The organism is Agromyces flavus, assembly GCF_900104685.1.
Classification (GTDB): Bacteria; Actinomycetota; Actinomycetes; order Actinomycetales; family Microbacteriaceae; genus Agromyces; species Agromyces flavus.
In genome coordinates, this window is record NZ_LT629755.1 from 767,277 (window position 1) to 779,701 (window position 12,425).

13 protein-coding genes are annotated in these 12,425 nt (G+C 74.0%); 4 read left to right on the top strand and 9 right to left on the bottom strand.

The genetic code is table 11. The features are described 5' to 3' along the window. Positions 1–52 precede the first annotated feature (52 nt). Entirely contained in the window at positions 53–490 is a 438-nt protein-coding gene (locus tag BLT99_RS03735; RefSeq protein ID WP_092669418.1) for a cupin domain-containing protein, read from the top strand. 10 nt (positions 491–500) lie between these two features. On the opposite strand, the gene BLT99_RS03740 is transcribed toward BLT99_RS03735, so the two are convergent. The 9 genes from BLT99_RS03740 to BLT99_RS03775 form a co-directional block, all read right to left on the bottom strand. Continuing rightward, positions 501–1,286 carry a metal-dependent hydrolase gene (locus BLT99_RS03740; protein WP_092669419.1) on the bottom strand — a complete coding sequence of 262 codons (786 nt, stop codon included), beginning with the start codon at positions 1,284–1,286 and terminating at the stop codon, positions 501–503. A gap of 96 nt (positions 1,287–1,382) precedes the next feature. Beyond that, positions 1,383–1,976 carry an energy-coupling factor transporter transmembrane component T family protein gene (locus BLT99_RS03745; protein WP_092669420.1) on the bottom strand — a complete coding sequence of 198 codons (594 nt, stop codon included), beginning with the start codon at positions 1,974–1,976 and terminating at the stop codon, positions 1,383–1,385. A gap of 7 nt (positions 1,977–1,983) precedes the next feature. After that, on the bottom strand, positions 1,984–2,664 hold the full coding sequence (locus BLT99_RS03750; protein WP_092669421.1) for an energy-coupling factor ABC transporter ATP-binding protein: 681 nt from the start codon (positions 2,662–2,664) through the stop codon (positions 1,984–1,986). Continuing rightward, entirely contained in the window at positions 2,661–3,836 is a 1,176-nt protein-coding gene (locus BLT99_RS03755) for a thiolase family protein (RefSeq protein WP_092669422.1), read from the bottom strand. The genes BLT99_RS03750 and BLT99_RS03755 overlap by 4 nt, the downstream gene beginning before the upstream one ends. Continuing rightward, on the bottom strand, positions 3,833–5,035 hold the full coding sequence (locus BLT99_RS03760; protein WP_133988556.1) for a class I adenylate-forming enzyme family protein: 1,203 nt from the start codon (positions 5,033–5,035) through the stop codon (positions 3,833–3,835). Before BLT99_RS03760 ends, BLT99_RS03755 begins: the two co-directional genes overlap by 4 nt. Next, entirely contained in the window at positions 5,032–5,226 is a 195-nt protein-coding gene (locus tag BLT99_RS18230; RefSeq protein ID WP_331712590.1) for a hypothetical protein, read from the bottom strand. The genes BLT99_RS03760 and BLT99_RS18230 overlap by 4 nt, the downstream gene beginning before the upstream one ends. After that, on the bottom strand, positions 5,190–5,675 hold the full coding sequence (locus tag BLT99_RS03765) for a biotin transporter BioY (RefSeq protein ID WP_331712591.1): 486 nt from the start codon (positions 5,673–5,675) through the stop codon (positions 5,190–5,192). Before BLT99_RS03765 ends, BLT99_RS18230 begins: the two co-directional genes overlap by 37 nt. Before the next feature lie 143 nt (positions 5,676–5,818). After that, positions 5,819–6,262, bottom strand: a complete 444-nt coding sequence (locus BLT99_RS03770; protein ID WP_092669424.1) for a hypothetical protein — start codon at positions 6,260–6,262, stop codon at positions 5,819–5,821. A 117-nt stretch (positions 6,263–6,379) separates the two neighbouring features. Further along, positions 6,380–6,568, bottom strand: a complete 189-nt coding sequence (locus BLT99_RS03775; RefSeq protein WP_092669425.1) for a hypothetical protein — start codon at positions 6,566–6,568, stop codon at positions 6,380–6,382. 122 nt (positions 6,569–6,690) lie between these two features. Here BLT99_RS03775 and BLT99_RS03780 point away from each other — a divergent pair, with 122 nt between their 5' ends. Genes BLT99_RS03780 through BLT99_RS03790 form a run of 3 tightly spaced genes read left to right on the top strand, consistent with a single transcriptional unit; the run spans position 6,691 to position 12,425 of the window. Continuing rightward, positions 6,691–7,275 carry a TetR/AcrR family transcriptional regulator gene (locus BLT99_RS03780; RefSeq protein WP_092669426.1) on the top strand — a complete coding sequence of 195 codons (585 nt, stop codon included), beginning with the start codon at positions 6,691–6,693 and terminating at the stop codon, positions 7,273–7,275. 30 nt (positions 7,276–7,305) lie between these two features. Then, complete coding sequence (locus BLT99_RS03785) at positions 7,306–10,197, top strand: MMPL family transporter (protein WP_092669427.1); 2,892 nt, start codon at positions 7,306–7,308, stop codon at positions 10,195–10,197. After that, the gene (locus BLT99_RS03790; RefSeq protein ID WP_092669428.1) at positions 10,194–12,425 is read left to right on the top strand and encodes a YhgE/Pip domain-containing protein; all 2,232 of its coding nucleotides are present in this window, start codon (positions 10,194–10,196) and stop codon (positions 12,423–12,425) included. The genes BLT99_RS03785 and BLT99_RS03790 overlap by 4 nt, the downstream gene beginning before the upstream one ends.

Below are 12,425 nucleotides of genomic sequence, written 5' to 3' on the forward strand. Positions count from 1 at the left end.
CCGTGGGTGCATCGCAAGGCAGCGGGAGCACGGTCGCACGAGGAGAGGGCGGATGACGGACTACGAGGTCGTGGAGATCGGTGCGCCATCGGAGTGGCGGGAGCACTTCGGTGGGTTCGACGCAGGCCGGTCACGACAGGGCAGGCGGATCGTCGACCACGACCTGACGATGCAGTACATCGGGATGTCGGCCAACGCGCTCGCCCCGGGCGAGGAGGCCGGCTACTGGCACGTGCACGCGCAGATCGAGGAGCTCTACGTCTTCCTGGAGGGAAGCGGCGAGATGGGGCTCGACGACGACGTCGTCGCGGTGGGACCCGGCACCGTCGTCCGCGTCGGGCAAGGGGTCCTGCGTACCTGGCGCGCCCTTCCCGACAGCCCGGGCGAGCTGCGCTGGCTCTGCATCCGCGCCGGCGGCACCTCGTTGCCCCGTATGCCCGACGACAGCGCACGTGCCCCCGGCCGTCCGATGCCATGGGGCGGGAGCTGAGACATCCGGCTCACCAGAACGCGTACAGGTCGACGCCGAGCAGCAGCAGGCCCTCGTGCGCGAAGCCGGTGAAGCAGTAGACGCCCAGGAGCGCGCCGAGCAGTGCCTCTCGCACCGATCCGGTGTCGCCGAGGATCGGCAGGGCCATGTAGCCGTTCGGCATCCAGACGCGGTTGAGCACGGGCACCGGATGGAGCGTCTCGGGCGGGCGCGGAACCCACGGCCAGAACAGGCCGGGGAGTCCGCCGGTCGTGAGGAAGTCGCCCGCGAGGTGGACGACGAAGCCGAGCGTCACGGCGAGCGGGAACCACGCCACCTGCTCGGGCGCGAACAGCACGATGAACGCGCCGAGCAGCAGCCCCAGCGCCCACGCGGCGAGCCACGTCCGCACGAAGTCCCGCGCCTTGAGGCCGAAAGCTGTCAGGGCGGCCGCGCCGATGCCGGCGCCGATCGCGATGGTGCCGAACTCGTCGGTCACGAGGGTCGCGAGCGTCAGCGCCCAGGCGCCGGCCGCGACGATCGCGACGCCGATCGGGGAATGTGCGCCCTGTCGATGCCCGCCCGAGAGCATGCCGACCGTCCCGGTCGCGATCCGACCGAGGACCGGCACGGAGTGCGCGATGGTCGCGCTGTGGTGGTCGGCGTCGGGCAGCAGCGCCGCACCGGCACACACCGCCGTGCCGGCGAGCACCCCCAACGGGTCGAGTGGATACGCCCCGGAGGTGACGATGGGGAGCGTGCTGGTGATCGCGATCCACGCGGCGGCGCCGCTCGTGGCATGGGTGACGCCCATCATCGGGGTGGGTGGCTCCTTCGGTCGGCCGTCGGGTCGGCGATCGACCAGTCTGCCGGTCCCCGATGACACCGCCGGGCGTGTCGGCCGCGGCGCGTCTCAGTCTTCGACGCCGCGGGCCATGAGCGCCTCGCCGAGGTGATCCGCCGTGCGCAGGGCGCGCACGATCACCGGGACCGCGAGCGCCGTGGGCGAACCCTCCGCGCCGCGCGCCTTGCGCGCCTCGAGCACCTCGCGCACGAGCTCGGCGAGGAGCGGGACGCAGCGGATGGCGAGCGCCAGCGCCAACCCGATCCGGTCGGGGTCAACCCATCGCCGGAACGGCCGCAGCAGCGCCTGCATCGCATCGAGCGTCGCCGACACGGGCGTCGTGAGCGTGTAGACCGCGGCCAGCGCGACCGCGAGGACGAGGCGAAGGCCCATCGTCGCGGCAGCCTCCCAGCCGGCGAAGATCCACTGCACGGGCACGGCGAACGCGAGCAGCCACAGGATCGGCGTGATCTGCCGCCACGCGAGGCGAGCCGGGATGCGGGCGAGCACAATCAGACCCACGACGAGCGGGGCGGCGATCCCGAGTGCGTGGAGCGACGGCAGGAGCGCCACGAGAGTCACCGCGACCGCGAGCAGCCCGAGCTTGGCGAGTGCCGCGGCGCGATGCACGACCGAGGTGCCGGGGTGGTAGACGCCGATCATGTGCGACTCATCCGATCAGCGCCCGGTAGGCGTCGAGTGCGGGGCGGGGGGCGTCGTCGGCCACCACGCGTCCGGCCTCCATGACGATCACCCGATCGAACGACTCGAGCAGGTCGAGCTGGTGGCTGACGACGACCAGTTGCTCGTCGAGCGCTTCGAAGTGCTCGGCGATCAGCCGCGCGTTGCGCGCGTCGAGCAGGGTCGTGGGCTCGTCGGCGATCACGATCGACGGCTCGCCGACGAGTACCGAGGCGAGTGCGAGCAGCTGCTTCTGCCCGCCCGAGAGCCGGTGCGCGGGCCGGTCCGCGAGGTCCGCGAGTCCGAAGCGCTCCAGGGTCGCATCGACGCGGGCAGCGGCATCCGTCGCAGGCAGCCGGTGCCGCCGCAGCGTGAAGGCGACGTCCTCTCGCACGGTCGGCATCACGATCTGGGTGTCGGCGTTCGTGAACACGAAGCCGACCCGGCGGCGCACCTCGCGTCCGTGGCGCGCCACGTGGAGCCCGTCGACCTCGACGCGGCCCGCGGTCGGCGTGACGAGACCGTTGATCATGCGCGCGAGCGTGGACTTGCCCGAGCCGTTGGCGCCGACGATGCCGACGCGCCGTTCGGCGAACTCGAGCGTGACGCCGTCGACGACGCGTTCGTCACCGAAGTCGTGCGAGACGCCGTCGAACCGGATGATGCTCATGCGACCCGCTCCACGATCATCGCGATGCCCTGCCCGCCGCCGATCGAGCACGCGGCGAGCCCGGCGCGGCCGTCGTCGCCGTCGCGGAGCATGCGCGCGGCGAGCCTGACGAGCAGGATGGCGCCCGACGCGCCCCACGGATGGCCGAGCGCGATCGCCCCACCGTCGGCCGAGATCGTCTCCTCGTCGAGGCCGAGGTCGTCGCTGACGGCGAGGAGCTGCGCGGCGAACGCCTCGGTGATCTCGACGGAACCGAGATCCGCGACGGTCATGCCGGCGCGGGCGAGCGCCGCGCGCGCGGCCGGCGCGGCACCGAGCCCGGGGAGCGCGGGGTCGCCGCCGGCTACGGCCGCAGCGCGCACCCGGAGCGCCGGGAGGCCGAGTTCCCGCGCGATCTCGGCCGTCGTGACCGCCATCGCCGCGGCGCCGTCGGAGAAGCCGCACGAGTTGCCGGCCGTGACCGTGCCGCCCGGCCGTGCACCGTCCCGCGCGAGCGAGGCGGACGCGGGCGCGAACGCCGGCGCGAACCGCTCGAGGCGGGCGAGATCCATCGAGGCACGGGGCCGGTCGTCGCGCGCCACCCCGTCGACGGGAACGATCTCGTCGTCGAACGCGCCCGCCGCCTGTGCCGCAACCGCCCGCGCGTGCGATCGCGCCGCCCACGCATCTTGCCGGTGCCGGGGGATCCGGCGAACCCGGGCGAGGTGCTCGGCAGCCGGGCCCATGTCGGGATCGGGGAAGCCGACGGGGGTGAACGGCGCGCGCGTGTAGCGCTCGCCCGAACCCGGCCAGTGCCGGTGCGGCGCGGTCGACGCCGACTCGGCACCGCCCGCGATGACCACTGCGGCATCGCCGGCCCGGACGCGCGACGCCGCCTGCATGACCGCGTCGAGTCCCGACCCGCACTGCCGATCGACGGTCACGCCGGGCACGTCGGCGCCGAGTCCCGCCCTCAGCGCGGCCACGCGCGCGAGGTCACCACCCGGTCCCATGCAGTTGCCGAGCACGACGTCGTCGACGGGCAGGCCGGATGGTGCGACCGCCGCGGCGACGCCGGCGATCACCGGCGCGGCGAGGGCGTCGACGGTGTGGTTCGCGAAGCCGCGCGAGGCGGTGGCGATCGCGGTGCGACGCGCCGCGACGATCACCGGAGCGAGACGGTCGGCGCTCACGGGTGCCCATCCCCGAGCTCGCCGGCCGCGGCCGCGGCGCGCAGCGCACCGCGCGCGATCTTTCCGGAGTCCGTCCGTGGAAGCTCTTGGACGAACCAGCGGCGAGGCAGCTCGACGGGGGAGAACTCGGCCCGAGCGGCAGCGACGACGGATTCGAGCGAGACGCCGTCGTCGAGCTCGAGGATCGCCGCGATGCGCTCGCCGAGCAGCTCGTGCGGTTCGCCGATGACGGCAGCGGCGCGGACACCGGCGATCGCGTCGAGACGGGCCTCGAGCGACTCGGCGGGCACGGTCGCGCCCGCCGTCGTGATCGCCGCATCCCCGCGCCCGAGTACCCGGATGCCGCCGTCGGCGGCGCGCTCCGCCAAGTCGCCCACCGTCGCGAAGCCGCGGTCGTCGCGTCGCATCTCGCCGCCGACCACGTCGAGCGCGAGGTACGGCGACCGCGCCCAGAGTTCGTCGCCGCCGGCACTCCGGCGGAGCTCCACGTCGACGCCGGGGAACGCGCTGAGCGAGCCGCCCGATCCGGCGAGCACGAACGACAGCTCGGCTGCGCCGTAGTACTCCGTCAGGCGGATGTCGCGTTCCGCGACCCGTGCGCGCAACCGATCGTCCATGGCGGCCCCCGCCACGATCGCGGCGCGCGGCGCGTCGGGACGCTCGAGCAGTCGCGCGAAGCGCGTGGGCGTCGCATGCACGACGGACGCGCCATCCAGCCGGTCGGTGGCGATCGCGCCGAGCCAGAGGGCGTGGAGCACCGCGTAGAGGTGCATCGACACGTGCAGCGGTCCGGTCACGGCGACGCGGTCCGCGGGCCCGACGTCCGCGAGCTGCGCGAGCGGCCCGGCGGACGCGAGCCAGGAGGCGCTCGTGCGTGCGATGAGGCGGGGCGGCTCGCCGTGCCGAGCGGTCGAGCCGGACGTCGTCAACGCGAGCTCGGCGCCATCCGGCAGGGCGTCGGCGACGCGATCGGCGTCAGCCTGGTCGGCACCGACGACCACCGGGCGGCCGCGCGCGAGGCACGCGAGCACGGTCACGACCAGGTCGACGGCATCGGTCCCCACGGGACATCCGACCGGACCTCTGCCCGACGGCAGCACGGCCGCGTCGACCGCACGAGCGAGCTCGCCGAAGCGCACGGCGTCGCCGCCGAACGCCAGGGCGACCCGCTCGTCGCGGCCGCGCAGCCAGTCGCTCATGCGTCGCGCTGCTCCACCGCGCGGCGCCACGGCCACGGCGCCGGCTCGATGAGGCCGGGCGACGCGCGGTGCACGCCCTTGGCGACCAGCACGGTCACCACGACCTTCAGCAGGTCGCCGGGGAGGAACACGGCCGCACCGACGAGCGCGACCGTCAGCGGAGTGCCCGTGATCGCCGCGAACACCGGCACGCCGACGAGGTAGATGACGACGATGCCCCGAACGCGGTCGCGGCGAGCGCCGGCAGGACCCGGTAGCGGGGCAGGAGGCGGGCCGTCAGCCAGCCGATGACGAACGCGCCGAGCACCCAGCCGATCAGGTAGCCCACCGAGGGCCCCACGAACACGGCGATGCCGCCGCGGCCGCCGGCGAGCAGCGGCAGGCCGGCGGCCACGAGCGCGAGCAGCAGCACGACGGAGAGCGCACCTTTGCGCGCCCCGAGGATCGCGCCGGCGAGCATGACCCCGAGCGTCTGGAACGTGATGGGCACCGCCATGCCGCCGATCGACAATGCGCCGGGCAGTCCGAGCGCGGCGATGAGGGCGGCGAACACCGCGATCTGGGCGAGGTCGCGAGCGGAGGTGCGGGCGCGGCTGCGCGCCGGCGCGGAGGCGGGCGCGGGGGACTGGGTGGCGGTCATGCGGTTCCCGTCGATCGGCGTGGTGGGCGATCAGCCCACGATCACGCTACGAACGGCGGCGGGGGAGCCGCTCGAAATCGCCGTACAAGAATCGACGCCCGAATTTGGAGTGCCGGGTCGCGCCCGACACGGCCGGAGGCCGGTCAGGCGGCGCGCGCGACCTCGATCGCGTCGGCCTCGGCGGGCCGGGGCGCGTCGGTCTCGTCGATCGCGTCCTCGTCGGCGCCGAGGTCGACCGGGTCGGCCCACATGACGAGCGGCGCCGGCGACCAGCTCAGCGCGAGGGATGCCTCCTCCGCGGGCACCACGACGGCGACCTGCTCGCGCTCCTCGAGGATCGCGCGCGTGACCTCGGCCGCGATCTGGTGCGTGAGCATGGCCTGGAAGATGCGGTCGGAGTCGTCGGCGGTGCGGCGGACGAGCGCCCACTGGCCGTCGGGGCCGATGAACCGGGAGAGCCTGGCGTTGACGAGCTCGAAGATGTGCTCGCCGCGGAGGTCGGCCGCCGTCGCGCGGGGCGACGGAGCGGCAGCGGTGTGGGCGGCGGCTTGGGCGGCGAGCCGGGCGCGGCGCCAGCGGCGGAACATCGGTGTCCTCTCGGTCGGGCGCTCGGGTCGCGGACTCGTCGCGGACTCGGCAGCGGGTGGTCTTCACCAGTGTCCGGCACGCGCGGCGCGATGCCGGAGCGGACACGCCGCCCGGCGCTACTCCGCCAGTTCGCGGCGCTTCTGCTCGTCGGCGACCGTGCCCAGCGCGATCGCGAACGTCGCCGCCCAGGAGACCCACATGAGCAGGAGCCTCCAGTCGCGCGGACCCGCGGTCGTGGCGCGGATCACGCCGACCGCGCTGAAGATCGAGCTCAGGACCGCCGTACTGAAGAGGTACTTGCGCATGCCGCAACGCTACCGCCCGGCATGCGGCACCGGCGACCGGTTGACAGCGCGCGGCTGGGAGAACGCCGCGAAGGCTGACCGATCGTGCAGGATCTGACCGATCGGTCAAGTACGCTCGTCGCATGCCCACCGACGTCAAGCCCTCGTCGCGCGTGCGCGCCGCCGAGGAACTCAAGCAGGCCGCACTCGAGCAGTTCGCGACCGTCGGGTTCGCGGCATCCTCGCTGCAGCACATCGCCGATGGAGCCGGCTACTCCAAGTCCAGCGTCCTCTACCACTACGCCTCCAAGGAGGCCCTGCTCGAGGCCGCCATCGAGCCGGCCGTGGCCGAGTTCGAGGCGGTCCTCGACGAGTACCTCGGAGGGAGCGGCCCCGAGCGACGCCGCGTACTGGTCGACCGCATCGTCGACCTCCTCCTGGTTCACCGCGAGGCCGTGCACGTGTTCCTCATCCAGGGTCCGAGCCTCTCCGAGCTGCCGATCATCGCGCGCGCCAACACGTCGGTCCGTCGGCTCGCCGCGGCCATGTGCGAGCCACGCGAGAGCGTCGCCGACCAGGTGCGGCTCGGCATCGCGCTCGGCGGCGCCGCATTCCTGCTCACCGCCGGACGCACCTTCACCGACGAGGAACTGCGGCCCGCCGACGAGGAGCTCTACGCCGCCCTCCACGACGTGGTGGGCGAACTGCTCGCTCCCACTGCCGCCTGACCCGACGCCGCCCCCACCGAGAGAGAACCCGTGGCCCTCTTCCTGCACCGCATCGGACGCGCCGCCTTCCGTCGCGCCTGGATCGTCATCATCGCCTGGGCGGTCGCGCTCGGCGCCCTGCTCGGCCTCGGCATCGGCCTGGGCGGCCAGCTCCAGGAGTCGTACGCCATCCCCGGCACCGAGTCGCAGGACGCGATCGACCAGCTCGCGGCGGTCTTCCCGCAGACGGCCGGCGCCTCCGCCAAGGCGGTCGTCGAGGTGCCCGACGGCGAGTCCGTCGAGGACGACCGGTATCGCGACGCCATCGAGGCGATGGAGTCCGACCTCGAGGACGTCGAGGGCGTCTCGAACGTGCTCGGACCGTTCGACGAGTACGCGGGCGACCAGGTCTCGAGCGACGAGCGCACCGCCTACATCCAGGTGCAGTTCGACGGCCCGACCACCGACGTGACGCAGGAGTCCATCGACGCCGTGCTGGCCACGGGCGAGGCGGGTCGCGACGCCGGCATGACGGTCGCCTTCGGCGGCGAGGTCTTCCAGGACACCACGTTCGGCCTGACCATCACCGAGGCGTTCGGCGTGCTGTTCGCGGGCGTCGTGCTGCTCATCACCTTCGGCTCGCTGCTCGCGGCCGGGATGCCGCTGCTCACCGCGCTGCTCGGCGTCGCCGCGACCTTCGGCGGCATCTCGCTCGTCGCGGCGTTCGCGCCTGTCTCGAGCACCGCACCCATGCTCGCCGTCATGATCGGCCTGGCCGTCGGCATCGACTACGCGCTGTTCATCCTGTCGCGTCACCGCACCCAGCTCGCCCGGGGCATGGATCCGGAGGAGAGCACCGCCGAAGCGGTCGCCACCGCCGGCGGCGCCGTCGTCTTCGCCGGCCTCACGGTCATCATCGCGCTGCTCGGCCTGCTCGTCGTCGGCATCCCGTTCCTCAGCGTCATGGGCGTCGCCGCCGCGTTCGCCGTGCTCATCGCCGTCATCGGCGCCACCACGCTGCTGCCCGCGCTGCTCGGCCTCGCGAAGGGTCGGCTCGCGCCCAAGCCGGGCAGCCGTGCGCACCGCCGCGGCGTCGCGCACGACGAGGGCGGTCGTCCGACGCTCGGCCGCCGCTGGGTCGACACGGTCCTCAAGGCGCCGGTCGTGTTCGTGCTGCTCGTCGTCGGCCTGCTCGGCGCCGCGGCGATCCCGGCCGCGAGCCTCGACCTGAACCTGCCCGGCGGCCAGGGCGAGGCCGGCTCGAGCCAGCGCGAGGCCTACGACATGATCGCGGCCGGTTTCGGCGAGGGCTACAACGGCCCGCTCATCGTCACGGTCGACATCACGCAGACGACCGACATCTTCGAGGACCTCGACGCGATCGGCGCGCGACTCGCCCAGGTCGACGGCGTGGCCTACGTGGGCGACGGCCTGCCCAACGAGACCGTCGACACCGCGATCATCCAGGTGGTCCCCGACAGCGCGCCGACCGACCCTGAGACCAAGCAGGTCGTGCAGGACATCCGGGACCTCGAGGACGAGATCGTCGACGAGTTCGGCACGCCGATCGCCGTCACCGGCTACACCGCCGTGTCGATCGACATCTCGCAGCGACTCACCGACGCGCTCATCCCGTTCGCGCTCATCGTCGTCGGGCTCTCGATCATCCTGCTGCTCATCGTCTTCCGCTCGGTGTTCGTGCCGATCAAGGCGGCGCTCGGCTTCCTGCTCTCGGCGTTCGGCGCGATCGGCGTGACGGTCGCCGTCTTCCAGTGGGGATGGCTCGCCGACCTCATGCACGTCGAGCCGGGGCCCATCCTGAGCTTCCTGCCGATCCTGCTCATGGCCGTGCTGTTCGGCCTCGCGATGGACTACGAGGTGTTCCTCGTCTCGGGCATGCGCGAGGAGTACGTCAAGACGAAGGAGCCGCGCAGCTCGATCGTGCACGGCTTCCAGCATGCGGCGCGCGTCGTCACGGCCGCGGCGCTCATCATGTTCTTCGTCTTCTTCGCGTTCGTGCCCGAGGGCACCGGCGTGATCAAGGGCATCGCGTTCGCACTCGCGATCGGCGTGGCATTCGACGCGTTCCTCGTGCGCATGACGCTCGTGCCCGCCGCGATGGCCCTCGCCGGGCGCGGCGCCTGGTGGCTGCCGAAGTGGCTCGCTCGCATCCTGCCCGACGTCGACATCGAGGGCGAGGGGCTTCGCGCCCATCTCGCCGAGTCCGAGTGGGCTGCGGCGCGCGACGCCGACGTGCTCGCCGAGGACCTCCTCGTCGGCGACCCGGCCGAGCCGATCGGGCCGCTCTCGATCGAGCTCCCTCGGGGCGGCGCGCTCGTGGTCCGCGGTCGGCCCGCCGAGCGCAGGATGCTCGCCGCGACGCTCGCCGGGCGGGTGCTGCCCGCGGGCGGCCGGCTCGCCGTGCTCGGGCTTCCGCTGCCCACCGACGCGGGCGCCGTCATGCAGCGCGTGGCGATCACCGACGGCACGGCGGATGGCGCGGCCGCGGGCACCGCGGGCGAGCTCATCGCCGCCCGCATCGACGCGACCCGAGCCTGGTACCGCCTGGACTCGACCCGGTCCGCGACGGACGCCGCGCTCCGCCGCGTCGCCGAAGCGCGGACCGCGTCCGCCGACCCCCTCGCGCTGCGTACGCGCGCGATCGACCCCGACACCCCGGTGGACGAGCTCGACCCGCTGGATCGGCTCCTCGTGTCGGTGGCCGCCGCGCTCGCCGAGCGCCCCCGCGCCGTCGTCGTCGACCTCGACGGCGCCGGCGGCGATCGGGCGTGGCCCGCCCTCGCCCGCTTGGTCCCGGCCGGCGTGGTGCTCGTCGCGACGGCACCGGCCGGCGCCGACCTCGCCCCCGCTCGCGCGGCCCTCGACGGCCGCGGCATCCGCTCGCTCGATCTCGTGACCCGCCCGCTGGAGGCACGCCGATGACCCGCACCGACCCGACCCCCGCCCGCCGCCGCGGGCGGCGCGCCGCACTGCTCGCCGTCGTGACCGCCGTGCCGCTGGCCGTCGCCGGCCTCGTCGCCGGCGCGATCGGCGGTGCCGACGAGCGACTCGACGCCATCCCCGCGATCGTGGTGAACAACGACGAGATGGTGACGATGACCACGCCCGACGGTGAGGAGCAGCCCGTGCTCGCCGGCCGGCAGCTCGTCACCGAGTTGACGGGCGACGGCCAGACGGGCTTCGACTGGACCATCTCGAACGACGAGGAGGCCGCGGACGCGCTCGCCGCCGGCGACGCGTACGCGGTGCTCACCATCCCGCCGGACTTCTCGGAGTCGGTGACTTCGCTCTCCGGCGACGCGCCCACCACCGCCTCGCTCGACATCCGCACCGATGACGCGCACGGATACCTCGCGGGCGTGGTCGGCAGCGCGGTCGGCGATGCCGTCGCGACGGCCTTCGGCAACGAGCTGACGACGCAGTACCTCGAGGGCCTCTACGGCAACCTCGTCACCGTCGGCGGGTCGCTCGGCGACGCGGCCGACGGCGCCGGGCAGCTCGCCGACGGCGCCGACTCCCTCTCGACGGGCCTCGACCAGCTCGCGAGCGGACTCGGCTCAGCGGCGGCCGGAACGAGCCAGGCTGCCGACGGCGCCTCCGCCTACGCGTCGGGCATCGACCAGTACACGGCCGGCGTGGAGCAACTCGCCGGCGGTGTCGCGACGCTCGACCAGCAGGCGGCCGCGCTCGACGGCATCACCTCGGGCGTCGCTCAGTACGTGGGCGGCGTCGAGGCAGCCGGGACCGGCATCGACGGCGGGATCGCGAAGTACGTCGGTGGGGTCCGCGCCGCGGGATCCGGGGTCGATTCGGGCATCGGCAGCTACGTCGACGGCATCGACACCGCGGGTGACGGCATCACCGCCGGAACCGGCGAGTACGTCGGGAACGTGGCGGCACTCGCCGACGCCGCCGACGACCTCGCCGCGTCGATCCCCGCGCTGATCCAGGCCGACCCCACCGGTGCCGCCGCCCAGGCGGCGATCGAGGCCTATGCCGCGCAGGCGCACGCGCTCGCCGACGGCGGCGACACCCTCGTCGCGGAGACCGGCGGGGCCTTCACCCAGCTCGTCGAGGGCGGCGACGCCCTCCAAGCCGGCACCGCGGACGCCTTCAGCCAGCTCGGCGCCGGCGGCGACGCGCTCCGGGCGGGTACGGCGGATGCCTTCGCCCAACTCGTGGCCGGGGGCCGACAGCTCGTGGCCGGGACGGGATCGGGTGTCGACGGGCTCCAGTCGGGCATCTCGCAGCTCTCGGACGGCGCGAACCAGGCGGCGGCAGGTTCGCCGCAGATCCGCGACGGCGCAACGGGCATCGCGACCGGCGTGAGCGGCATCGCGAACGGTCTGACGCGGCTCGAGGCGGGCGCCTCGGCTTCGGCGGATGGCGCGTCCGAGCTCGCGGGCGGCACGCAGGAGCTCGCCGACGGCCTCGCCGAGGGCGCCGAGGGCACCTCGTCGCTGAGCGACCTCGACCCCGAGGAGACCGCGGGCGTCGTGGCCGATCCCGTCGTGGCGGAGGCCACGCGCGACCACGAGATCGACTCGGTCGGGCAGGTCGTGGCGATGCTGCTCGGGCCGATCGGACTCTGGCTCGGCGCCATGGCGCTGTTCCTCGTGTTCCGGCCGTTCACGCGCGAGGCGCTGGCCAGCACTGCGCCCACCGGTCGGCTCGTCGCGCGGACGCTCTTCCGCGGCTCGCTCGTCGGGCTCGTGCAGGCCGCCGCGGTCGTCGTGCTCATGCACACGGCGCTCGGCGTCGACTGGGCGCTGCTGCCGCAGACGCTCGCCTGCTCAGCGCTCCTGGCGGTCGCCTTCACGGCCGTGCACGCGTTCCTCAGCGCCTGGCTCGGGCGGGCCGGCACGATCGTGTCGCTCGTGCTCGTGGTGCTGCAGCTCGCGGCATCCGGGGGCCTCTACCCGCTCGAGATCGTGAGCGGTCCCTACCAGGCGATCAGCCCGTTCCTCCCGCTCACCTGGGCGGTGCAGGGCATGCAGCACATCGTCTCGGGTGCCGGTGGACCCGCGGTCTGGGCCGCGGCCGGGGTCACGGCGCTGTTCGCGGTGCTCGGCGCGGTGGGCACGGCGTTCGTCGTCGGCCGGCGCCGTGCCATCCGGCCCGCGGCGAGGCTCGCCGCGCAGCCGGCCTGA